Origin of the sequence: Actinomadura nitritigenes (genome assembly GCF_017573545.1) — a bacterium.
Taxonomy (GTDB): Bacteria; Actinomycetota; Actinomycetes; order Streptosporangiales; family Streptosporangiaceae; genus Spirillospora; species Spirillospora nitritigenes.
This window is the reverse complement of record NZ_JAGEOK010000011.1, coordinates 228,267-250,754: the sequence shown is the minus strand read 5'-3', so window position 1 is coordinate 250,754 and position 22,488 is coordinate 228,267. Positions and strand designations below refer to the sequence as shown.

Here is a 22,488-nt window from a genome sequence, read left to right as displayed (position 1 = left end):
GACAGCCCGGCGCGGGCGTGCCGGGCGAGGTGGCGCAGGTGCTCGCTCATCTCGGCGGGGCCGGTGGCGCAGTCCAGGCCGATGAGGTCGAGGCCGAGCGGCTCCAGGGCCGTCAGCGCGGCGCCGATCTCCGAGCCCATCAGCATCGCGCCGTTCCGCTCGATCGTCACCTGCCCGAGGGTGGGCAGCTTGGTGCTGGGGGCGACCGACCCGATCAGCCAGCGGGGCCGGTCCGGGGCGGCGAAGGAGTCGGCGGCCTCGCGGGCGATCCGGGCGCCCGCCTCGGCCAGCTCGAAGATCCGGTGGGTGATGCCGTACTCGCCGAGGTCGCCGAGGTCGGCGCCGAAGGTGTTGGTCTCCACGCAGTCGACGCCCGCCGCGAGGTACGCCTCGTGCACCGAGCGGACGATGTCGGGCCGGGTGACATTGAGGATCTCGTTGCAGCCCTCGTGGCCCTGGAAGTCCTCCGGGGTGGGGCCGGCGTCCTGGAGCATCGTCCCCATGCCCCCGTCGGCCACGACGACGCGCTCCTTCAGGGCCTGACGCAGGGAATGCGGAACGGGAGTGCTCATGGGGTCCCAGACTATCCGCGGGTCTCCGGCGCCCTCCGATCCGTCCACATTGCGGAACGGCGTCCAGGACCGCCGGAGGCGCGGGACCGGTGCCCCCTGCGGACTGGACGGGCCGTGCAAGAAGACGGTGACGGATGGGTCACCCGACCGATAACGTGCCCCCAGTTACTACCAACGGGTAAGGAACGGCATGAGCGCGTACCGCATGATCCTCGTCGGCACCGACGGCTCGGACTCCTCGTTCCGCGCGGTCGACCGGGCCGCGCAGCTGGCCGCCGCGACCGGCGCCACCCTGCTGCTCGCCTCCGCCTACAGCCCGATGCCCGAGCGCGAGCGCGCCAGCGCCGCCGACCGGCTCGGCGACCTGGCCTACAAGGTGCAGGGCTCCACCCCCGCCGACGACGCGCTGCGCGCGGCGCGCGAGCGGGCCGTGGCGGCGGGCGCCCGGGACATCCAGCAGGAGTCCGTCGAGGGCGACGCCGTCGACGTCATCAGCCGCCTCGCCAAGGAGCGCGGCGCCGACCTCGTGGTGATCGGCAACCGGGGCCTCAACAGCCTCGCCGGCCGCATCCTCGGCTCCGTCCCGGCGAACCTGTCGCACCGGTCCCCCTGCGACGTGCTGATCGTGCACACCACGGACGGCAAGTGATCCGATCGTGACCTCCGTTCCGCCGCGGGCGTACAGCGCGGGGGTCTGGCGGCGGAACGGTGGGGTAGGTGACTGTCAGGACGTAGGCTGACAGCCACCGATCATGAGCGGGGCCCCCGACCCCGGGAATGAGACCCCCGCCGGTGACGCTGTACCCAGGCGTCGGAAGGAGGCAGCGCGTGATCGAGCTGGAGAGCGTGCCGGAGCTCGTCGAACCGGTGCTCGTGGCCGCCTTTGAGGGATGGAACGACGCCGGGGAGGCCGCCAGCGGGGTCATCCAGCACCTGGAGTCCAGCTGGGACGCGGTTCCGATCGCCGAGCTCGACCCCGACGACTACTACGACTTCCAGGTCACCCGCCCGATCGTCGAGATGGTCGACGGGGAGACCCGCGACATCACCTGGCCCACCACCCGCGTGTCGTGGGCGCGGCTCCCCAACGGCAAGGACGTCGTGCTGATCCACGGCATCGAGCCGAACATGCGGTGGCGGTCGTTCTGCCGCGAGCTGGTCGGGCTGATGCTGGAGCTGGACGTGCGCAACGTGGTGCTGCTCGGCGCGCTGCTCGCCGACGCGCCGCACACCCGCCCCGTCCCGGTCACCGGCGCCGCGTCCGAGGCCGGGCTCGTCAGCACCCTGCACCTCGAGCCCGCCCGCTACCAGGGCCCCACCGGGATCCTCGGGGTGCTGCAGGACGCCTGCGCCAAGGCCGACCTGGACACCGTGTCGCTGTGGGCGGCCGTCCCGCACTACGTCGCGCAGCCGCCGTCGCCGAAGGCGACGCTGGCGTTGCTGCGCCGCGTCGAGGACCTGCTGGACGTCACCGTCCCGCTGGGCGAGCTGCCCGAGGAGGCGCGGGCCTGGGAGAACGGCGTCAACGAGCTCGCCGAGGAGGACTCCGAGGTCGCCGAGTACGTGCGGACGCTGGAGGAGCAGAAGGACGCCACCGAGCTGCCCGAGGCGAGCGGCGACGCGATCGCCCGTGAGTTCGAGCGGTACCTGCGGCGCCGGGATCCCGGCTGACCGGCGGCCGGCCGGTCACTCCCCCGGCTCGTCCGGGCGCTTGACCGACGCGAACACGATCAGTGCGACGAGGACGCCGGGCAGCATCAGCATGACCAGTTCCATGCGCATGCGGCGGACTCTACCCGGCTACACTCCGAGGGGTAAGCGACCCGCCGGTGATGGCCCGCGCACGCCGACAAGTGCGTCCACCATGAGCATCAGCGATGTGAGGGGCGGCGCCCCCCGGAGGCGGTGACCCGCTCCGCCCGGCCGCCCGCGATCCGCGTGCGGACCCCCCGCGAGCTGCGGCGGCAGCGCCGGGGCCGGCGCCATTCCTGCTGGGACCACCTGATCGCCGCGCCGCTGTGGCCGCTGCACGGCGCGAACCTCGGGACCCTGCTGCGGACCTGCGACGCCGTCGGCGCCTGCCTGGCCGTGCCGCGCTTCCCGTGGGTGCCCGCCGCGCTGGAGCGCGGCAACACGCTGCGCCGCCCGGCGTGCGTGCACTGGGTGAACGACCCGCTCGGCTGGCTGGACCGCGCCCGCGGCGCCGGCACCCGGGTGGTCGGCGTCGAGCTCGCCGACGAGGCGGTGCGGCTCGCCGACCTGCCCGCCGCGCGGACCCGGACCGTCGCCGTCCTCGGCCACGAGCAGCACGGCATCCCCGCCGAGGCCGTCGACCTGCTGGACGAGGCCGTCGAGATCCCGATGGTCGGCGACGGCAGCAGCCTCAACGTCGCGGTGGCCGGGTCCCTCGTCCTCTACAAGCTCGCCGGCCTGCTGTGACGCTCCTCGCGGGAGCGGCGCACGGGACGGTCAGAGGGCGACGCCGAGCAAGGCGTCGGCGAGCGCCCGCACCTGCGCGGGCGAGGACGCGTCGGCACCATCGGCGGCGGCCCACGCGTCGATCGCGGCGAGCGCCGCGGGGGCGTCCAGGTCGTCGGCGAGGCGCGCGCGGACCGTGTCCGCGACGGGCCCCGCGGGCGGCCCGGACGGGCGCGCGACGGCGGCGCGCCACCGCCCCAGGCGGACTTCCGCGGCGCGCAGCCCCGCGTCCGTCCACTCCCAGTCGGACCGGTAGTGGTGGGCCATCAGCGCCAGCCGCACCGCCATCGGGTCGACGCCCGCCTCGCGGAGCTTCGACACGAACACCAGGTTCCCGCGCGACTTCGACATCTTCTCGCCGTGCAGCCCGACCATGCCGGCGTGCACGTAGGCGCGGGCGTGCGGGGCCTCCCCCGTCGCGACCTGCGCGTGCGAGGCGCCCATCTCGTGGTGCGGGAACGCCAGGTCCGACCCGCCGCCCTCCACGTCGAAGCCCATGCCGAGGTACTCGACGGAGATCGCCGAGCACTCCACGTGCCAGCCGGGGCGGCCCTCCCCGAACGGGGAGTCCCAGCCGGGCTCCCCGGGCCGCTTCGCCATCCACACCAGCGCGTCCAGCGGGTCGCGCTTGCCGGGCCGGTCCGGGTCGCCGCCGCGCTCGGCGAACAGCGGCGCCATCTCCTCCCGCGTCATCCCGCTGACCTGCCCGAACGCGGGATCCGCGGCGATCGGGAAGTAGACGTCGCCGTCGACCTCGTAGGTGGCGTCCCGGCCGCGCAGCTTCTCGATCATCTCGACGATCAGCGGGATCGCCTCGACCGCGCCGACGTAGCGCTCCGGCGGCAGGATCCGCAGCGCCGTCATGTCGTCGCGGAACAGCTGGATCTCCCGTTCGGCGAGCTCCCGCCAGTCCTCCCCCGTCTGCTGGGCACGTTCCAGAAGGGGATCGTCGACGTCGGTGACGTTCTGCACGTAGTGGACCGTGTGTCCGAGGTCGCGCCACACCCGGTTGACGAGATCGAAGGTCAGGTAGGTGTTGGCGTGCCCGAGGTGCGTCGCGTCGTAGGGGGTGATGCCGCAGACGTACATCCGCGCGGTCTCGCCGGGCTCCGTGGGCCGCACCGCGCCCGTCCCGGTGTCGTACAAACTGAGCCGCCGCGCCGCGGCGGGCAGTCCCGCGTCGGTGAGGCTGGGGACGTCGGAAGCGGGCCACGATCGCATACGGAAAGCTTATCCATGCGCACCTCGCCGTATTACTCCGAGATCGCGTTGACCGTCCCGAGTGTCCGCATCGTGACCTGGTCCGGACGGTGCGCACCGGGCCCCCGGACCGCCGTCAGGACAGCCGGACCCGCGGATCCAGGAACGAGTAACCGATGTCGACCAGCAGGTTCGCCACGATCACGAAGAACGTCACCATCAGCGTCACCCCGATGATCACCGGGGTGTCGCCGAGCGCGATCGACTGGTACACCAGCTGCCCCACCCCCTGGAGCCCGAACACCTTCTCGGTGACGATCGTGGAGCCGATCAGCGCGCCGAGGTCGATGCCGAACTGCGTGACCACCGGCGTCAGCGCCGCCCGCAGCCCGTGCCGGTAGACGACGCGGCGCCGCGACAGGCCCTTCGCGCGGGCCGTCCGGACGTAGTCCTCCCCCAGCACGTCCAGCATCGCGCCGCGCGTCAGCCGCGTGTACGCCGCGACCATCAGGAACGCCAGCGCGATCCACGGCAGGATCATCCGGCGGAAGAAGTGCTCCTGCAGCGGCGGGCCCGCCTCGAAGAAGTAGATGCCCGCCTCGCTCAGCTTCGTCGCGAACAGGTACAGCAGCACGAGCGCCATCACGAACGGCGGCGTCGACAGCCCGATCAGCACGAACACCGTCGCCGCCCGGTCCCCCAGGCTGCGCGCCCGGGTCGCCGACAGCACCCCGGTGACGACGCCGCCGACGAACCAGATGACGCCGGCGCCGAGCACCAGCCACAGCGTGGTCGGCAGCCGGTCCCCGATCAGCGTCGTCACCGGCTCCCCGTTGATGTAGGAGTCGCCGAGGTTCGCGTGCAGCAGCCGGCCGAGGAACTGGCCGTACTGCACGATGACCGGCTGGTCCAGGCCCAGGTTGCGGCGGATCTGCTCGAGGGTGTCGGTGGTGGCGCGCGGCCCGCCGATGACCCGCTCCACGGGGACGGGCGAGACGTGCAGGAACACGAACACCAGCGTGGACACCAGCCACAGCACGATGACCGCGTACAGCAGGCGGCGGATGACGAAGCGGATCACGGCGCTCACTCCCCTCCGGTGGCCCGGTCGCCGCGCGGGTCGAGGGCGTCCCGGATCCCGTCGCCGAGCAGGTTGAACGACAGGGTGGTCAGCAGCAGCAGGACGCCGGGCACCGCCAGCAGCCACCACGCGGTCTGGAACACGTCGCTGCCCTCGCCGAGCATCGACCCCCACGACGGCATCGGCAGCCGCACCCCGACGCCGAGGAACGACAGCGTCGCCTCGAACACGATCGACGTCGGGATCAGCAGCGAGGTCAGCACGGTGACCTGCGCGACCAGGTTCGGCAGGATGTCCACGAACATGATCCGCGCGTTGGAGGAGCCGAGCGAGCGGGCCGCCTCCACGAACTCCTTCTGCTTCAGCGACAGCACCTGGCCGCGGATGATCCGGCCGAACGCGGCGAACGAGAAGAACGCGATCACCAGGATCGTCAGGGTCAGGCTGGCGCCGACCGAGGAGATCTGGAACGTGGTCGCCAGCATGATCGCCACCAGCAGGTACGGCAGCGCGAGGGTCATGTCCATCAGCCGGGCCAGCAGCGTGTCCATCGCCCCGCCGACGAACCCGGCGAGGACGCCGACCAGCGTCCCGACGATCGACGCGAGCACCGCGGACAGGATCCCCACCACCAGCGAGATCCGCGCCCCGTAGGCGGCACGGACCAGCACGTCCCGGCCGAGCTGATCGGCGCCGAGCCAGAACGTGCCGGACGGGCCGCGCGGCTGCCCGCTCACGTCCAGGCCCGTCTTCGGGAACGTCGCGTCGTAGGGGTGGCCGGTCAGGTGCGCCCACACCGGCGCGAGGATCGCGTAGATCGCGATCAGCGCCAGCACGACGATGGACGCGACCGCGAGCTTGTCGCGCCGGAACCGCGCCCACGCCAGCTGGAACGGGGTGCGGCCCTGCACCCGGGCCGGGCCGGTGCCCGCCGTCGGGTCGACCTCCTGCGCCTCGAGATCGGTGTAGCTGCTCATTCCTCGGCCTCCGGGAGTTCCGGCTGGGTGGAGACCTGCGCGATCGCCGCGTGCTTGTGCGCGAGGCTCTCGCCCGGCTCCACCGGGAAGTGGCAGGCGGTCACGTGGTCGGACGGGTCGCCCTCGCGCGGCACGAGCGGCGGGTCCTCCCGGATGCAGCGGTCCTCCGCCTTCGGGCAGCGCGGATGGAACCGGCAGCCCGGCGGCGGCTCGATCGGCGACGGGACGTCCCCGGTCAGCACGATCCGCTCGGCGCGCTCCGCCTCGTCCGGGTCGGCGATCGACGCCGCCGACAGCAGCGCCGCCGTGTAGGGGTGCCGGGGCCGCCCGTACAGCGTCTCCGCCTCCGCGGCCTCGCCGATCTTGCCGAGGTACATCACCGCGACCCGGTCGCTGACGTACCGGACGACCGACAGGTCGTGCGCGATGAACACGTACGTCAGGCCCAGCTCGTCCTGCAGGTCCTTCAGCAGGTTGATGACCTGCGCCTGGATGGACACGTCCAGTGCCGACACCGGCTCGTCGCACACGATCAGCTTCGGCTTGAGCGCCAGCGCCCGCGCGACCCCGATCCGCTGCCGCTGCCCGCCGGAGAACTCGGCGGGGAACCGGTTGTAGTGCTCGGGGTTCAGCCCGACGAGCTCCATCAGCTCCTGCACCCGGCGCTTGCGCTCGGCGCCTCCCGCGATCGAGTGCACCGCGAACGGGTCGCCGATGATGGAGCCGACGCGGCGGCGCGGGTTCAGCGACCCGTACGGGTCCTGGAAGATCATCTGGACGTCGCGGCGGAACGCCTTCAGGCCGGCCTTGCCGAGCCGGGTGATGTCGTCGCCCTCGAACAGGATCCGCCCCGCCGTCACCTGGTGCAGCCCGGTGACGCAGCGCGCCAGCGTCGACTTCCCGCAGCCGGACTCCCCGACGATCCCGAGGGTCTCGCCGCGCCGGACCTGGAGGTCGACGCCGTCGACCGCGTGCACGCGGCCGATCTCCTTCTTGAAGACGATCCCCTGCTTGATGGGGAAGTGCTTGTAGACGTCCTCGACCGAGACCAGGACCTCGCCCGGCCCGCCCGCCTCGCCGCTCATACGGCGCCTCCGTCCCCGCGCGCTCCGCCGTCGTCCCCGCCCTCCGGCCGGCCGTGCCGGCGGGCCGCGCTCGCGCCGCCGTCCGCGCCCGCCTCCATGTCCGCGTTCCGGCCGTCGGCGATGGCGTCGACCGCGCCCGAGGACTCCGGGGCGCCGTTGCGCGCCGCGGCCGCGGGGCGCGCCCGCACCCGTCCCTCCTCGACCGCCCGGCGCCGCAGCCGCTCGGCGTCCTCGCCGAGCCCCAGCGCCTCCAGCGGCAGCCAGCACGCCGACACGTGCGTCGGGTCGTCGTCGCCCGTGACCGGGTCCAGGACCGGCTCGTCGGTGACGCACCGGTCCATCACGTACTCGCAGCGCGGATGGAACACGCACCCCGAGGGGATGTTGATCAGGCTCGGCGGCTGCCCGGGGATCGGCCGCAGCCGGTCCGCGCCGGCCGCCGCCGACGGCGTCGACTGCAGCAGCCCCTTGGTGTACGGGTGGTGCGGCCGGTAGTACAGGGGGCGCCGCCGCGCCTTCTCCGCGGCCTTCCCGCCGTACATCACCAGCACGTCGTCGGCCATGTCGGCGATCACCCCGAGATCGTGGGTGATCATGATGAGGGCGGTGTCGTACTCGCGCTGCAGCCGCCGCATCAGGTCCAGGATCTGCGCCTGGACGGTCGCGTCCAGCGCGGTCGTCGGCTCGTCCGCGATGATCAGTTTCGGGTTCAGCGCCAGCGCCATCGCGATCATGGCGCGCTGCCGCATGCCGCCGGAGAACTCGTGCGGGTACTCCTCGGCGCGCCGCGCCGGCTGCGGGATGCCGACCGTGCCGAGCATCTCGACCGCGCGCTTCCGGGCCGCGTCCCGGCCGGTGCCCGGCTCGTGCGCGCGGATCATCTCCTCGATCTGCCAGCCCACCCTGTACAGCGGGTGCAGGCTCGACAGCGGGTCCTGGAAGATCATCGCGATCTCCGCGCCGCGGATCTGGCGCATCCGCCGCTCCCCCGCGGTGAGCAGGTCGGCGCCCTCGAACAGGGCCCGTCCGCTCACCCGGGCGCCCGGCGTGAGACCCATCAGCGTCTGGGTGCTGACGCTCTTCCCCGAGCCCGACTCCCCGACGATGCCGAGCGTGCGGCCCCGGTCCACCTCGAACGAGACGCCCCGCACGGCGCGCACCACCCCGTCGGGCGTGCTGAAGGAGACCTGCAGGTCGGTCACCTCGAGAAGACTCATCGACGCCCTTTCACGTCCTGCATCCGGCCGGCGGACGGCCCGCGCCGCGCGCGGGCGCGGGCCGGTGCCCGGGCGCGGCGCCGCCTGCGGGCGCCCGGGCGCCGCCGGCTACGAGAGCTTGACCTGGTTGAGGTCGTACGCCTGGTACTGCGGCAGGTACTGCGCGTTCTTCACCCGCGACGAGTGGAAGATCGGGTACTTCTGGTTCATCAGCGGCACGACCGCGGCGTCCTGCATGATCTGCTTGTCGGCCTGCGCCCAGAACCCGGCCGCCACGTTGGTGTCCTTGGCCTTCAGCGCCTGGTCGATGAGCGCGTTGACCTTCGGGTTGTTGTAGTCGCCGTAGTTGGTGGAGTTCGGGCCGTACTGGCGGCCGTCGAACAGCGGCACGATGTTGGTGCGGCCGTTGTTGCCGTACCAGTCCGGCACCCAGCCGGGGCCGGCGATGTCCCACTTGCCGGCCTTGGCGTCGGCGGGGGTCACCAGCGTGGTGTTGTAGAAGGTGCCGTTGGTGTCGGGCGTGAGGTTCGCGGTGATCCCGCACGCCTTCAGGTTCGCCTGCACCGACTGCGCGACCTTGGGGTGGTTGCTGGAGACCCGGTAGGGGAACTTGAGCGTCAGCCCGCCGGGGTACCCGGCCTGCGCGAGCAGCTGCCTGCACTTGTTCGGGTCGCCGGCGTTGCCGGGCGTCGGGTACAGGTTGAACGGCTGGTAGCCGACGCTGCGCGGCGGGATGACCTGGTTCAGCACCTCACTGACGTCCGGGCCGCCGTAGATCTGGATCAGCGCGGTCTTGTCGATCGCGTAGTTGATCGCCTGCCGGACCTGCGCCTTGCCGAGCGCGCCGTTGTTGTTCGGGCTGAGGGTGTTGAAGACGATGTAGGGGTTGCTGGACGACCCGTCCATGATCTTGAAGTCGGGGTTGGACTTCAGGGCCGGGATCCGCGAGGTGGGCACCGGCTGGTCCCAGGCGAGGTCGGCGGAGCCCTGCTCCATCTGCTGCTGGACGACGTCGGGCGAGTCCTGCCCCATCGTGATCTGGATCCGCTGGGGGTTCTGCGCCCGGGTCGGGTCCGAGGCGGCGTTCCAGTTCTCGTTGCGGTCGAGGACGTACTGCTTGTTCGGCGTGTACGAGACGATCTGGTACGGCCCGTCGGAGACCGTGTGCTGGCGGAACTGCGGGCTGTCGGGGATGTACCCGTCGTACTCGGCGGGGGCGGCCGCCGCGAACTGCAGCGCGAGGATGTTGGTGAAGTCGCTCGCGGGCTGGGTCAGCCTGATGACGAGGGTCTTGTCGTCCTTGGCCGTCAGCCCGGCCACGTCGTGGCCGTTCTGGTAGGCGGCCATGGCGGACGCGCTCTTCGGGTCGACGCCGCCGTAGCCCTTGCAGAAGGCGCTCATCCCGACGATGGTCTCGGTGTAGTACGCCTTGCCGCCGGACGGCTTGGCCGGGTTGCAGACCCGCTTGATGCCGCGGATGAAGTCCTGCGCGGTCACCTCCCGCGCCGGGTTGGTGTTCCAGAGCACGCCGGTGCGCAGCTTGATGGTGTAGGTCCGGCCGTCCTGGCTGACGCCCCCGTTCTGCGTGCTGGGGATCTCCTGCGCGACGTCGGGCTGCACCTTGATGGCGTCGTCGAAGTTGTCGGCGGCCTTGAACCCGAACAGCGTCCGGGCGAACTGGCGGGCCAGCATGTTGCCCCAGGTCGTGTAGACGCTGGAGGTGTCGAGGTGGTCCACGTCGGAGGACCCGACGACCTTCAGCGTGCCGCCGGCGCTCCCCCCGCCGCCGCCACCGCCGCTCCCGCAGGACGCCAGCGCGAGCACCGCCGCGCCGAGCCCGGCGGTGACCACCGCCCCCCGTCTCACTGCTGTCATCTGCGCACTCCCCCGTCTGCTGATGACCGACTGCCCGGAGCGATCCGCGGACCGGGCCCGCACGCGGCGGCCACGAAGATCGCATTAGGTAGTCAAATTAGCACCCAGCGTCATGATCGCGCGGACGCGGAGAGGAAAACGCCGTGCGCCGGGGGCGCGGGTCAGAGCACCCGCGACCAGCCCGCCCCGTCGCCGGGAGCGGCGGAGAAGTCGTAGCGGACGGCGCCGGGGGCGAGCGCCGCCAGGCTGACGGACGTCGTGCCCCAGACGCGGCCGTCGCCCATGTCCAGCAGCGGCAGCAGCGCGCGGTGGTCGGCGCGCGGCAGGCCGTCGCCCTCCAGCAGCGGCAGCCACGCCCCCCACGCCGTGCGCACGTCGTCGCGGGGTCCGGGCTCGGGCCGGGCGGCGGCAGCCAGGCGCGGACGGAAGTGGGCGAGGCGGGCCGCCATGTAGGCGTCCTCGGTCGCGCCCTCCTCCTGCCCCTCGCCCTCGAGCCCGCTGTTGACGATCATGTGGAGGCCGGGGCCGAGGTCGCGCTCGGTGAGGTCCCGGCCGTCCCAGCTCCACAGCCGCACCCGGTCCGGTTCGGCGCCGACGAGGTGGAACGGGTCGAAGGCGGCGAGGTCCGGCTCGCCGAGCTTGCCGTCGGCGGCCGTCCGCAGCGGCAGCTCGCCGCGCGTGGCGCGGCCGTCCTCGGGCGCCATCCTGCCGCGGCCGTTCAGCACCAGCGCGACGCGCGGCGCGGCCGGGTCCACGGCGAACCAGGTGCCGCCGGCCCGCAGGTCGCGGCCGCCGACGAGGCCGGGCCGGCCGGGCCAGTGCCGTCCCGGCGGCTCCCACTCCCGGGCGATGAACTCGTCCCGCACGCCCGCGACGAGGACGGGGACGGCGGCGGAGGGATCGACACTGATGATCGCCGTGCACATGCCCCCAATTGGAGCACTTCCCCCGAACCCACCCGAACCCCGGGGTCCCCCACCCCACCACATCCAAGCCCCGCCCCCGGAAGATCGAAGCCCAGCCACTGTCACGGGCATGCACGCGGAGCGAGCCCTGGCGAGCGCAGCGGGCACGCCCCGCCCGTCGTAACGGGGGTTCTAGGAGGCCGCCCCCGGGAGATCGAAGCCCGGCCGCCATCACGGGCAGGCACGCGGAGCGAGCGCCAGCGAGCGCAGCGGGCATGCCCGACGGTCGGTGGGCTGTTTCGCCGCGGAGCGCCAGCGGAGCGGGGAAACAGCCCACCGACCGTGACGGGGGTTCCAGGGGGTCGCCCCCCTGGACTAAAGGGGCGGCCAGGGGATGGCGGGCCAGTCCTCGGGCGGGTACGGGTGGATGCGGTGCTTGAGCATGAGCTCGACGCGGCGGCGGGTCGCATCGACCTCCTCCTCGGTGAGCAGCTCGGTGAGGCGTGCGGCGAGGGGGCCGCCGCGCAGGGCGCGGTCGACCCGGCCGAGGGCCTCGACCGCCTCGGAGGTGAGCGGCTTGCCGCGCCACTGCCACAGCACCGTCCGCAGCTTGTACTCCACGGAGAAGCAGACGCCGTGGTCGCAGCCGTACACGTGGCCGTCGCCGGGCGGCAGCAGGTGCCCGATCTTGCGGTCGGCGTTGTTGACGACGGCGTCGAACACCGACATGCGGCGGATCGCGTCGTCGTCGGAGCGCGACAGCGCGACCAGGTCGGTGTCGGGGTCGGGCTCCACCCACAGCTGCACCATGCCGGGCCCGTAGGGGCCGTCGCGGTGGACGGTCGGGGGGACGGTGCCCCAGCCCATGGCCTTGGACACCTCGTAGGCGGCGACCTCCCGCTCGGCGAGGGTGCCGTCGGGGAAGTCCCACAGCGGCCGCTCGCCCGCGACGGGCTTGTAGACGCAGGCGGCGCTGACGCCGTCGTGTTCGATGGTGCAGTACAGGGTGGCGTTGGAGGCCTGGACGAGGCGGCCCTCGATCGACAGCCGGCCGGCCAGCAGCAGCCGCTCGGCGGCGGGGACGTCGCGGGGGGAGACCCGGTCGCCGGAGGGGTCGCCGGCGGGGGCCCGGTCCCGGGAGGACTGCGTCATGCGCTCATTCTCCCGGCCGCGCCGCCCGTGATCCAGCGCGGGTCCCGGTGCGGGGCGGCCGCGACCCGGCCCGGCGTGCCGACCGCGCGCATCTCAGCCCAGGTATCCGTTCTGGCGGGGGCACACGTGGCCCTCGGCGTCCAGCGGCAGCCCGCACAGGGGGCACGGCGGCCGCCCGGAGGCGACCAGCTGCAGGGCCCGCTCGGCGAACGCGCGGGCCTGCGCCGGGCTGATCCGCACCCGCAGCACCGCGATGGCCGGGTCGTCCTCGCCGACCTCGGCGTCCTCCTCGCCCTCGGTGACCTCCTGCGCCTCGATGACGACGCGCTCGTCGTCGGGGTCCCAGGCCAGCGCCATCGTGCCGACCTTGAACTCCTCCTCCACCGGCTGCTCCAGCGGCCCGTCGTCGCGCAGCTCGGACGGGGTGACGGCGGGGACGTGGGCCTCGCCGCCGCTGCGCCGCAGCACCTCGTCCAGCAGTTCCTCGAGCCGCTCCGCCAGCAGCGTCACCTGGAACTTCTCCAGTCCGACGCTGGTGACGCGGCGGCCGGCGCGGGCCTGCAGGTAGAAGGCACGGTCGCCGGGGCGCCCGACGGCGCCGGCGACGAACCGCTCCGGCAGGTCGTAGGAGATGACGGGCATGACATCGACCCTACGCGCCGCCGCCGACGACCGCGTCACTCGCCCCGGATCCGGTTTTCCGGTCATCGCCCTCGTCCGGCTTGGGCAGGAGACCGGCGACGTCGCCGCCGGTGTCGTTGAGGCGGAGGACGAACGGCCGGAGCTCGGTGTAGCGGATCGCGGTCACCGACGCGGGGTCGGCCTGGATCCGCTGGAACTGGTCCAGGTGGAGGCCGAGCGCGTCGGCGACGACGGCCTTGATGATGTCGCCGTGGCTGCACACCGCGTACACGGCGTCCGGGCCGTGCGCGGCGGCGACGCGCTCGTTCCAGTCGCGGACGGCGGCGACGGCGCGGTGCTGGGCGTCCGCCATCGCCTCGCCGTCCTCGCCGGGGAACCGGGCGGCGCTCGGGTGGGCCTGGACGACCCGCCACAGCGGTTCCTCGGCCAGTTCCTTGAGCGGGCGGCCCGTCCAGTCGCCGTAGCGGACCTCGCCGAACCGCTCGTCGATCTCGACCTTGCCGACGGCGCCGCCGGCGTCCCGGGAGTGCGGGGCGGCGACCGACTCGGCGGTCTCGACGCACCGGTCGAGGGGGCTGGAGACGACCGCGGCGAGCGGCAGCGCCGCCAGGCGCCCGGCGACCGCGGCGGCCTGCGCGCGGCCGCGCTCGTCCAGCCGCACGCCGGGGGTCCAGCCGGCCAGCACCGGCCCGGTCATAGCGGTCAGGCCGTGCCTTACCAGGAGAAGGGTCGTCACAACTGGCCACTGTAGGAGATGCGCGGACCGGATGTGATCACCGCTGCGATTCCGCGCGGCGCGGCGGATGCGCGACAATGCGTGCCGTGATCGTGGACAAAGCCATCTACGCGGGCGGCGTCCGCAGCGACATCGACGGCGACATCAGCGACGCCTTCGACCTGGCGCGGGCGAACGGCGACTGCTTCCTGTGGATCGGCCTGTACGAGCCGGACGAGGAGGAGTTCGAGCTCGTCAAGGACGAGCTGCGGCTGCATCCGCTCGCCGCGGAGGACGCCGTGTCGGCGCACCAGCGGCCGAAGATGGAGCGCTACGACGACACCCTGTTCGTGGTGCTGAAGACGCTCGCCTACGTCGACGAGACGTCCGACATCGAGGTCGGCGAGATCATGGTGTTCCTCGGAGAGGACTTCGCCGTCACCGTCCGGCACGGGGCCGGGAACCCGCTCGGCCCCGTCCGCAGGCGTCTGGAGCAGGACAAGGACCTGCTCAAGCACGGCGCGACGGCCGTGCTGTACGCGGTGTGCGACGAGGTGGTGGACCGGTACGGGCTGGTCGCGCACGAGGTCGAGGTGGACATCATCGGGCTGGAGCGGGCGGTGTTCGACCCGCGGGCCCGCGACGTCACCGCCGACATCTACTCGCTCAAGCGGGAGGTGCTGGAGTTCCGCACCGCCGAGGACCCGCTGGTGCCGGTCCTGCAGGAGATCGTCAAGGGCCGGGTCTCCGAGTGCGCCGGGACCCGGGAGTACTTCCGCGACGTGCTCGACCACCTGCTGCGGGTGGACGCGCAGGTCGACGCGCACAACGAGCTGCTGAACAGCGTGCTGAACGCGCATCTGGCGCTGCTCGGCAAGCGGCAGAACGAGGACATGCGCAAGATCTCGGCGTGGGCGGCGATCATCGCGGTGCCGACCGCGATCGCCGGGATCTACGGCATGAACTTCGCGCACATGCCCGAGCTGAAGTGGACGTGGGGCTACCCGGTCGTCCTGGTCGTGATGGCGGTCGTGTGCGTCCTGCTCTACCTCAGGCTCCGCAAGAGCGGCTGGCTGTAGGGCGCGCGGACGGCCCTGGGGGGCCGGCGCGGAGGGTCACGCGGCGTCCCGGCCGGGCGTCCGGCCGGGGAGCAGCTCCGGCGGCGGCGCGGCCAGCAGCACGGCCCACAGGTGCGACTCGGCCCCCTGGGCCTCCAACCGGCGGCGCACCCGCTCCACCCCTCCTCTGGTCGGCAGCGCCAGCCACAGCAGCAGCGGGTAGCCGACGACGAACCCGGCGCCGAACACCACCACGGCGTGCCCGATCATCGCCAGCGGCAGGCCCAGCAGGATCACGCCCTCGGCCAGCGCGAACCGCAGCAGCACCGCCTGCCGGAACTGCGTCAGCGCCAGCCGCGCCGCGGCCGGCGGCTCGGCGCCCGGCGCCATCGCCAGCGGGGCGCGCGGCCCGGCCAGGGCCGCGACCGCCGCCGCCAGCAGCAGCGGCGCGTAGATCCACGGCGGGGCGTCCCCGGCCATGCCGCCGCGGTTGTCGACGATCAGCGGGGTCAGCGCGAGGATCAGCACCGGCGCGCCGACGAGCACGAGCATCATCAGGCGCATCCGTCCCAGCACCGTCGTGTCCCGCAGCGAGGCGAGGTAGCCCGGGTCGTCGCCGGGGCCGGCGCCGAACACCGGGTCGGCGGACGGCCCGCCGGCGTCCTCCGGCGGGTGCGTCGAGTACGGGGATGGTGCCATGGCCCGGCACTTTAGCCCGGCGGTGACCCGCCGGAACAGGTCTCACCCGAGGATCTTCGCGCCGGTCCGGCGGCACGTCGGTCCCTGTGAGGCCCGGGTGCGGCCGGGCCCGGACGCGCGCGGTTCAGGTCGCGGAGATCGCGCCGGCCGCGAGCAGGCCCAGCAGCACGCCGCCGAGCGCCACCCGGTAGAACACGAACACGTTCGTGGAGTGCCGGGTGAGGAACTTCAGCAGCCAGGCGATGCACGCGTAGCCCACGACGAACGACACCACGGTCGCGATCGCGGTCGGGACGACCTGCAGCGACCCGTCGAACGCCTTGCGCAGCTCGAACAGCCCCGACAGCACCACCGCGGGGATCGACAGCAGGAAGGAGTACCGGGCGGCGGCCTCGCGGGTGTAGCCGAGGAACAGCGCACCGGTCATCGTCGACCCCGACCGCGACGACCCGGGGATCAGCGCGAGCGCCTGGAACCCGCCGATGATCAGGCCGTCCCGCATGTTGAGGTCGGCGACCTCGCGCTTGCCGATGCCGGCCCACTCGGCGACCATCAGCAGCAGGCCGAGGACGATCAGCGAGGACGCGTTCAGCCAGAGGTTCCGGGCGCCGCCCTCGATGAATCCGTTGAGGGCCAGGCCGATGACCGCGACCGGGACGGTGCCGAGGCCGATGTACCAGCCGAGCCGCGCGTCCTGCTGGGGGCGCAGCTCCGGCGTCCACAGGCTCTTGGTCCACGTCGTCAGGATGCGGACGAGGTCGCGCCAGAAGTAGATGACGACCGCGGCCATGGTGCCGAGCTGGATGACGGCGGTGAAGGCCGCGCCCGGGTCCTTCCAGCCGAGCAGTTTCGGCACGATGAGCAGGTGACCGGAGCTGGAGATCGGCAGGAACTCGGTGAGCCCCTGGACGATCCCGAGCACGGTCGCTTCCACGACGTTCACGAGCGGCGGGTCCCCTCCGAATGCGAGATCGGCCACGGCGCCGATCCCGGTGAAGCGTATCCGCCGCCCGCAGCGCCCCGGTTCCCGCGCACCGGCGCCGCCCGCCCTGGCGACCGTCCCACCTGCGCGAACATCGTTTTCCGTCACCATTGAGACCGATCATGCTCATGTTCCCGTCACCTGCCGTACACCTGCCTTCGCGCACGTCACCGGGCGGACGCGGACGGTGACGGCACCGTGGGACTCCCGCGATGACCGCTACATTGACCGCCTATGAAGGAGCGTCACCTCGGGCGGAGCGGGCTGCTGGTGTCCCGGCTGGGGCTGGGCACCATGACGTGGGGCCAGGACACCGAGCCGGACGAGGCCGCGGCGCAGCTCGTGGCGTTCGCGGAGGCCGGCGGCACGCTGGTGGACACCGCCGACGTCTACTGCGACGGCGACAGCGAGCGGATCCTCGGGGCCCTGCTGCGCGAGGTCGTCGACCGCGACGCGTTCGTCATCGCCACCAAGGCGGCGATCCGGCCCAACGGGCGCTACGACGGGTCCCGCCGGCACCTGCTGCGCGCTCTGGACGCGTCCCTGGACCGGATGGACCTCGACCACGTCGACCTGTGGCAGCTGCACGTCTACGACCCGGCGACGCCGCTGGAGGAGACGCTGTCGGCGCTGGACGAGGCGGTGACGTCCGGCCGCGCCCGCTACGTCGGGGTCTCCAACTACGCGGGCTGGCAGGTGTCCAAGGCCGCCGCGTGGCAGCGCGCCTGGCCGGGGCGCGCCCCGATCGTGTCGGCGCAGCTGGAGTACTCGCTGCTGAGCCGCGACATCGAGCGGGAGGTCGTGCCCGCGGCGCTGGACGCCGGCGCCGGGCTGCTGCCGTTCTCGCCGCTCGGGCGGGGCGTGCTCACCGGCAAGTACCGCACCGGCATCCCCGCCGGGTCGCGGGCCGCCGCGCCGCGCTTCGCCGACTTCGTCCAGCCCTACCTGGACGAGGAGTGCGCGCGGATCGTGGAGTCGGTGGTGACCGCCGCCGAGGGCCTCGGCGTGTCGCCGCTCAGCGTGGCGCTGGCCTGGGTCCGGGACCGGCCCGGGGTGGCCGCCCCGATCGTCGGCGCCCGCACCGCCGCACAGCTGGAGGCCATCCTGGACAGCGAGGACCTGACGCTGCCGAACGAGATCCGGGCCGCCCTGGACGACGTCTCCGACATGTCCCCGGCCCACCAGTGACCGCGCCCGCCCCATGACCGCCCGCCCTGTGACCGCCCCTCTCGTGCCCGCCTCCGTGACCGGGCGGGCCGTCCGTGGCACGCTCGGGACGGTCCACCGCCAACCGTGAGAAGCCGCGACGGGAAGCCCGTGACCGACACCCCACCTGACATCGACGACCCCTCGGCCGAGTCCCCGCAGGAGCGCGCCGCCCGCGCCGCCGAGGCGCTGCGCGCGGCCGAGGCCGCCGGAGCCCGCGCCGCCGAGGCCGCCCGCGCCGCGCGGACCACCGGTCCGCGGGAACCGAGACCACAGGGACCCGGACCACAAGAGCCCGGCCCGCAGGAAAACGGGCCGCTGGGAAACGGGCAGCAGGGACCGGGGCGGCCGGGGCCCGCCCGCACGCAGGCCGACGCTCCGGCCGCGGCGCCCGCCGACGCCGGCGAGGGCCGGGCCGCCCTCGACGAGCTGTTCGCCTCCTTGGGCGTCCCGGCCGGGCTGGCCGCTCGGACGGCGGCGCGGCTCGGCCCCGGCGCCGCCGCGCGGCTGCGCGAGGACCCGTGGCGGCTGCTGAGCGTCCCCGGCGTCCAGCCCGCCCAGGCCGACCACTTCGCGCGCGCCCTGCTCGGCCCGGACGCCCGGCCCGACGACCCCAGGCGCGGCGGCGCGCTCGTCCTGCACCTGCTGACCGAGGCGGCCCGCCGCGGCCATACCGTCACGCCCCTCGCCGACGTGGTGTCCGCGCTGGAGCGCGCCCGGGTCGCGGACACGCGCGCCGCCGTCGAGGCCGCGCTGGACGGCGGCGACGTCGTCACGCTCACCGAGGAGCCGGAGTTCGACGAGGAGTCCTTCGACGAGGACGCCGAGCCGCCCGAGCCGGAGGAGACGCTCGGGCCCGCGAGGTGGGCGCTGGCGGAGGAGGCGGCGGCCGAGGGGTTCCAGCGGCTGACGCTCACCGCGGCTCCCCTGCTGGACGACGCCGGCGTCAAGGAGCTGCGCGCCGGGCTGCCCGAGGACCGCTCGCTCGCGCTGACCGCCGCGCTGCGCACCGGCGTCAGCGTCCTGCGCGGCGCCCCGGACGCCCTCGCCGAGGTCGCCGCGGGCATCGCGGCGGCCGCCGCGTCGCGGGGGCTGCGCGCCGCGATCGCCGCGCCGACCGAGCGGGCCGCCGCCGACCTCGCCGCGGCGCTGCCCGGCGGCGGAGCGGCCCCTGCGGTGGCGAGCCTGCACCGCCTGCTGGAGCCGCAGGACGGCGCCGCGGCGGCGCCCGGCGCCGTCGTCTACGGGCGCGGCGAGCAGCGGCCGTTCGAGCTGGACCTGGTCGTGGTGGCGGACGCGGCGGCGCTGGACGTCGAGCTGTGCGCGGTGCTGATCGAGGCGTGCCCGGACGGCGCCCACCTCGTGCTGTGCGCCGAGCCCGGCTCGCCGCCGCCCGCCGGTCCCGGCCGCCCGCTGGACGACCTGGAGGCGTCCGAGACCGTGCCGGTCGTCATGCTGGACGCCGAGCCGCCGGCCGATCCCGTCGCGGCGCTCACCGAGGCGGTGCGCGGCGGCGAGCTGGTCGCCGTGGACGCGCCGGGCCGCGAGGTGGTCATCGTGCCCGCCGGCGACCCGGCCGAGGCCGTGCACCGGGCGGTCCAGCTCGTCACCGACTCGATCCCCCGGGCGCTCGGCATCCCGGTGGAGGACGTCCAGGTCGTCGCGGCCGCGGCGGGGGGCGAGGCGGGCACCGCGGCGCTGAACGCGGCACTGAAGGCGCGGCTGAACCCCGGCCCCGGCGCGTTCGGCGGGATGGACCCCGGCGACCGGGTGGTCGTCGCGGCGCCGCTCCCCCAGGCCGCGGTCGGCGAGACGGGCGTGGTGACCGGAGGCGGCCCGCACGGGCTGGACGTGGAGTTCCCCGGCGGCGCGGTGACGGTCGCGCCCGCGGACGCGGCGCGGCTGCGGCACGGGTGGGCGGTGCCGGTCGCGCAGGCGCGCGGGACGCGCCGCCCGGCGGTCGTCGCGGTGCTGGTGCCGGATGGGCTGTCGCGGCCGCTGGTGGCCACCGCGTTCGGGCTCGCGCGCCGGCACCTGTCGGTGGTGCAGGCGGCCGGACCCGCTCTGGCCAGGGCCGTCAAGGAGTCCGGGGCGCGCGAGCGGCGGACCCACCTGGCGCGATTGGTGACGGGGTAAAGAAACCGCCGTGTCGCGGTTTACGGTTGGGCGCGCATGGGGCACGATCTGACCAATTGGCGCGCGTTTTGACCGTGACCTCTGTGTCCTTCTTTCGTTGGACCAGATGTCAACAACAGCATCACCGGTAGGCGGAGGAGCGACATGCCCCAGCGGCTCAGGCGGCTCGGTACGGCTTCGGCCGCGGTCTCGGCGGGCGCCCTGGTCCTGGTACTGGCCGCGCCCGCGGGCGAGGCGGCGGCGGACACCTGCAAGAAGGGCACCGACCCGGCCAGCACCATCGAGAACTGGAAGTGCAACCTCGGCAACCTGCGCAAGGCGCTGACCCCGACGCCCACGCCGACCCCCACGCCGAAGCCGACGCCCACCGAGCAGACGAGGAAGCCCGCCGTCCCGAAGGCGCCGAAGACGACCAGGGCGCCCGCGCGGTCCGGCGGAAACGGCTCCGTGCCGTCGGGCGGCGGTGCGGCGGGGAGCGGGCCCGCCCCCATGACCGGCGGCGAGGGCCTCAAGCCCTACGACGGCAAGGCGCCCCTGCCCGCCGCCGGGCTGCCGGGCGTCCTGCCCACCCCGGAGATCGCGGCCGACCCGAACGCCTACCGCGCCGGCCCGGGCACCGCGGCCATGCCGCAGACGCGTCTCATCTCGCCCGTCGCGTCCTCCGAGCACGAGAGCAACCAGATGCTCTGGGTCGCCGCCGCGGCGGGCGCCGCGGGCGCCGTGGCCGCCCTCAACATCAGCGTCGCGGGCCGCTCCATCCGCCGGTCCGCCGCCGCCCGCCGCCGCTGACCGCGGCCACCCGCGAGCCGGCACCCGACGCGTCGGGTGCCGGCCGCCGGCATCGGCTCACGAACGCCGGAGGCCCCTCCCCGGGAACGGGAAGGGGCCTCCGGCGCGAATCACGGGCTCACACGTCCGGCGCGCCGATGGAGTGCAGGCCGCCGTCGACGTGGACGATCTCGCCGCTGGTGGCGGGGAACCAGTCCGACAGCAGCGCGACGCAGGCCCGCGCCGTCGGCTCGCTGTCCTTGATGTCCCAGCCGAGCGGCGCCGCCTTCGGCCACAGCTCCGTCATGCCCTCGAACCCGGGGATGCTCTTGGCCGCCATCGTGGCCAGCGGGCCCGCCGCGACGAGGTTGACGCGGATCCCCTGCGGGCCGAGGTACTTGGCCAGGTAGCGGGCGCACGACTCCAGGCCGGCCTTCGCCACGCCCATCCAGTCGTACACCGGCCACGACTTGGTGGCGTCGAAGTCGAGGCCGACGACCGAGCCGCCGTCCTTCATCAGCGGCAGGCACGCCATCGTCAGCGACTTCAGCGAGTACGTGGAGGCGTGCACCGCGGTCGCCACGTCCTCCCAGGGCGTCTCCAGGAAGTTGCCGCCGAGCGCGGTCTGCGGCGCGAAGCCGATCGCGTGCATGACGCCGTCGAGGTGGTCGAACCCGTGCGCGCGCAGGTTGCCCTCGAGGGCGTTCAGCTGCTCGGTGTTCATCACGTCCAGCTCGATGACCGGCGGCGGGTTCTCCGGGCCGGACGGCAGCCGCTTCGCGGTCCGCGCGGTGAGGGTGGGGCGCGGGTAGGCGGTCAGCACCACCTCGGCGCCCTGCTCCTGCGCGACCCGCGCGACGTGGAAGCCGATCGAGGCGTCGGTGAGGACGCCCGTGACCAGGATGCGCTTGCCTTCGAGGATTCCCATGACCTCAGTGCCCCATTCCCAGGCCGCCGTCCACCGGGATCACGGCCCCGGTGATGTAGGCGGCGTCCTCGCTCGCCACGAACCGCACCGCCTTGGCGACCTCCTCCGGCCGCGCGATCCGGCCCAGCGGGATCGCCGCGGTGATCCCCTTCTGCTGGTCCTCGGTCAGCACCGCGGTCATGTCGGTGTCGACGAACCCGGGCGCCACCACGTTCACCGTGATGTTGCGCGAGCCGAGCTCGCGGGCCAGCGACCGCGCGAACCCGACCAGGCCCGCCTTGGACGCGGCGTAGTTCGCCTGCCCTGGCGAGCCGAGCAGCCCGACGACCGACGACACCAGCACGATGCGGCCCTTGCGCGCCCGCATCATGCCCTTCACGCCGCGCTTGGCGACCCGGAACGCGCCGGTCAGGTTCGTGTCGAGCACCGAGGTGAACGACTCCTCGCTCATCACCGCCAGCAGCGTGTCCTTGGTGATGCCGGCGTTGGCGACGAGCACCTCCACCTTGCCCTGCTCCGCCTCGACCTTCGCGAAGGCCGCGTCGACGTCCTCGGCGCTGGTCACGTCGCACCGCACGCCGAACAGCCCCTCCGGGGGCTCGCCCGACCGGTAGGTGACGGCGACGGCGTCGCCCGCCGCGGCCAGCTCGCGGGCGATGGCCAGGCCGATGCCCCGGTTCCCCCCGGTCACGAGGACAGAGCGACTCATCACGACCCTCTCGTAGGCTGTCTCATTGGTCCGTTCTCCGGTGCGCGGCTCCCGGTGCGCGCTGGACCGCCCGCGGCCGGGCGGTCGCTCCCGGAGTCGCCGT

Annotated in this window: 21 protein-coding genes and 1 pseudogene; 7 read left to right on the top strand and 15 right to left on the bottom strand. The window is 73.7% G+C overall.

The annotated features are described in order from the left end of the window. Positions 1-74 precede the first annotated feature (74 nt). Positions 75-494: pseudogene (locus tag J4557_RS52515) on the bottom strand (homocysteine S-methyltransferase family protein); the annotation flags it as partial. Positions 495-762: 268 nt separating this feature from the next. Here J4557_RS52515 and J4557_RS19210 point away from each other — a divergent pair. From J4557_RS19210 to J4557_RS19200, 3 genes are all read left to right on the top strand, one after another. Further along, complete coding sequence (locus J4557_RS19210; RefSeq protein ID WP_208268081.1) at positions 763-1,221, top strand: universal stress protein; 459 nt, start codon at positions 763-765, stop codon at positions 1,219-1,221. Between the two features lie 179 nt (positions 1,222-1,400). After that, entirely contained in the window at positions 1,401-2,243 is an 843-nt protein-coding gene (locus J4557_RS19205) for a PAC2 family protein (RefSeq protein ID WP_208268080.1), read from the top strand. A 234-nt stretch (positions 2,244-2,477) separates the two neighbouring features. Continuing rightward, entirely contained in the window at positions 2,478-3,011 is a 534-nt protein-coding gene (locus tag J4557_RS19200; RefSeq protein ID WP_208268079.1) for a TrmH family RNA methyltransferase, read from the top strand. 30 nt (positions 3,012-3,041) lie between these two features. Here the strand turns inward: J4557_RS19200 and mshC are convergent, their stop codons facing one another. From mshC to J4557_RS19150, 10 genes are all read right to left on the bottom strand, one after another. After that, complete coding sequence (gene mshC / locus J4557_RS19195; RefSeq protein WP_208268078.1) at positions 3,042-4,271, bottom strand: cysteine--1-D-myo-inosityl 2-amino-2-deoxy-alpha-D-glucopyranoside ligase; 1,230 nt, start codon at positions 4,269-4,271, stop codon at positions 3,042-3,044. Positions 4,272-4,386: 115 nt separating this feature from the next. After that, positions 4,387-5,331: an ABC transporter permease gene (locus tag J4557_RS19190; RefSeq protein ID WP_208268077.1), complete on the bottom strand. Its 945-nt coding sequence runs from the start codon at positions 5,329-5,331 to the stop codon at positions 4,387-4,389. Positions 5,332-5,336: 5 nt separating this feature from the next. Next, positions 5,337-6,308, bottom strand: coding sequence for an ABC transporter permease (locus J4557_RS19185; RefSeq protein ID WP_208268076.1), 972 nt, complete (start codon positions 6,306-6,308; stop codon positions 5,337-5,339). Then, positions 6,305-7,393, bottom strand: a complete 1,089-nt coding sequence (locus tag J4557_RS19180) for an ABC transporter ATP-binding protein (RefSeq protein ID WP_208268075.1) — start codon at positions 7,391-7,393, stop codon at positions 6,305-6,307. Before J4557_RS19180 ends, J4557_RS19185 begins: the two co-directional genes overlap by 4 nt. Next, a complete protein-coding gene (locus J4557_RS19175) occupies positions 7,390-8,610 on the bottom strand; it encodes an ABC transporter ATP-binding protein (protein ID WP_208268074.1) in 1,221 nt (406 codons plus the stop codon). The genes J4557_RS19180 and J4557_RS19175 overlap by 4 nt, the downstream gene beginning before the upstream one ends. A 108-nt stretch (positions 8,611-8,718) precedes the next feature. After that, a complete protein-coding gene (locus tag J4557_RS19170; protein ID WP_208268073.1) occupies positions 8,719-10,485 on the bottom strand; it encodes an ABC transporter substrate-binding protein in 1,767 nt (588 codons plus the stop codon). Between the two features lie 161 nt (positions 10,486-10,646). Next, complete coding sequence (locus J4557_RS19165) at positions 10,647-11,411, bottom strand: NRDE family protein (RefSeq protein WP_208268072.1); 765 nt, start codon at positions 11,409-11,411, stop codon at positions 10,647-10,649. Positions 11,412-11,765: 354 nt separating this feature from the next. Continuing rightward, a complete protein-coding gene (locus tag J4557_RS19160) occupies positions 11,766-12,542 on the bottom strand; it encodes an SCO1664 family protein (RefSeq protein ID WP_208268071.1) in 777 nt (258 codons plus the stop codon). A 93-nt stretch (positions 12,543-12,635) separates the two neighbouring features. Further along, positions 12,636-13,184 carry a DUF3090 domain-containing protein gene (locus tag J4557_RS19155; protein ID WP_208268070.1) on the bottom strand — a complete coding sequence of 183 codons (549 nt, stop codon included), beginning with the start codon at positions 13,182-13,184 and terminating at the stop codon, positions 12,636-12,638. Between the two features lie 10 nt (positions 13,185-13,194). Beyond that, on the bottom strand, positions 13,195-13,920 hold the full coding sequence (locus J4557_RS19150; RefSeq protein WP_208268069.1) for a histidine phosphatase family protein: 726 nt from the start codon (positions 13,918-13,920) through the stop codon (positions 13,195-13,197). An 86-nt stretch (positions 13,921-14,006) separates the two neighbouring features. Here J4557_RS19150 and corA point away from each other — a divergent pair, with 86 nt between their 5' ends. After that, complete coding sequence (gene corA / locus J4557_RS19145; protein WP_208268068.1) at positions 14,007-14,978, top strand: magnesium/cobalt transporter CorA; 972 nt, start codon at positions 14,007-14,009, stop codon at positions 14,976-14,978. Between the two features lie 36 nt (positions 14,979-15,014). On the opposite strand, the gene J4557_RS19140 is transcribed toward corA, so the two are convergent. Together J4557_RS19140 and J4557_RS19135 are read right to left on the bottom strand one after the other, a co-directional pair. Then, entirely contained in the window at positions 15,015-15,656 is a 642-nt protein-coding gene (locus J4557_RS19140; protein WP_208268067.1) for a hypothetical protein, read from the bottom strand. Between the two features lie 124 nt (positions 15,657-15,780). Continuing rightward, on the bottom strand, positions 15,781-16,599 hold the full coding sequence (locus J4557_RS19135; protein WP_208268066.1) for an undecaprenyl-diphosphate phosphatase: 819 nt from the start codon (positions 16,597-16,599) through the stop codon (positions 15,781-15,783). A 273-nt stretch (positions 16,600-16,872) separates the two neighbouring features. Between J4557_RS19135 and J4557_RS19130 the strand changes: the two genes are divergently transcribed. From J4557_RS19130 to J4557_RS19120, 3 genes are all read left to right on the top strand, one after another. Continuing rightward, positions 16,873-17,826 (top strand): aldo/keto reductase, encoded by a 954-nt coding sequence (locus J4557_RS19130; RefSeq protein WP_208268065.1) that lies wholly within the window; start codon positions 16,873-16,875, stop codon positions 17,824-17,826. Between the two features lie 129 nt (positions 17,827-17,955). Beyond that, a complete protein-coding gene (locus J4557_RS19125) occupies positions 17,956-19,980 on the top strand; it encodes a helix-hairpin-helix domain-containing protein (RefSeq protein ID WP_307799989.1) in 2,025 nt (674 codons plus the stop codon). A 144-nt stretch (positions 19,981-20,124) separates the two neighbouring features. Continuing rightward, the gene (locus tag J4557_RS19120) at positions 20,125-20,769 is read left to right on the top strand and encodes a hypothetical protein (protein WP_208268064.1); all 645 of its coding nucleotides are present in this window, start codon (positions 20,125-20,127) and stop codon (positions 20,767-20,769) included. Between the two features lie 118 nt (positions 20,770-20,887). Here J4557_RS19120 and fabI read toward each other — a convergent pair whose 3' ends face one another. Beyond that, positions 20,888-21,676 (bottom strand): enoyl-ACP reductase FabI, encoded by a 789-nt coding sequence (gene fabI, locus J4557_RS19115; RefSeq protein ID WP_190856437.1) that lies wholly within the window; start codon positions 21,674-21,676, stop codon positions 20,888-20,890. Between the two features lie 4 nt (positions 21,677-21,680). Continuing rightward, positions 21,681-22,385 (bottom strand): beta-ketoacyl-ACP reductase, encoded by a 705-nt coding sequence (locus J4557_RS19110; RefSeq protein WP_208268063.1) that lies wholly within the window; start codon positions 22,383-22,385, stop codon positions 21,681-21,683. Between the last annotated feature and the right edge of the window lie 103 nt (positions 22,386-22,488).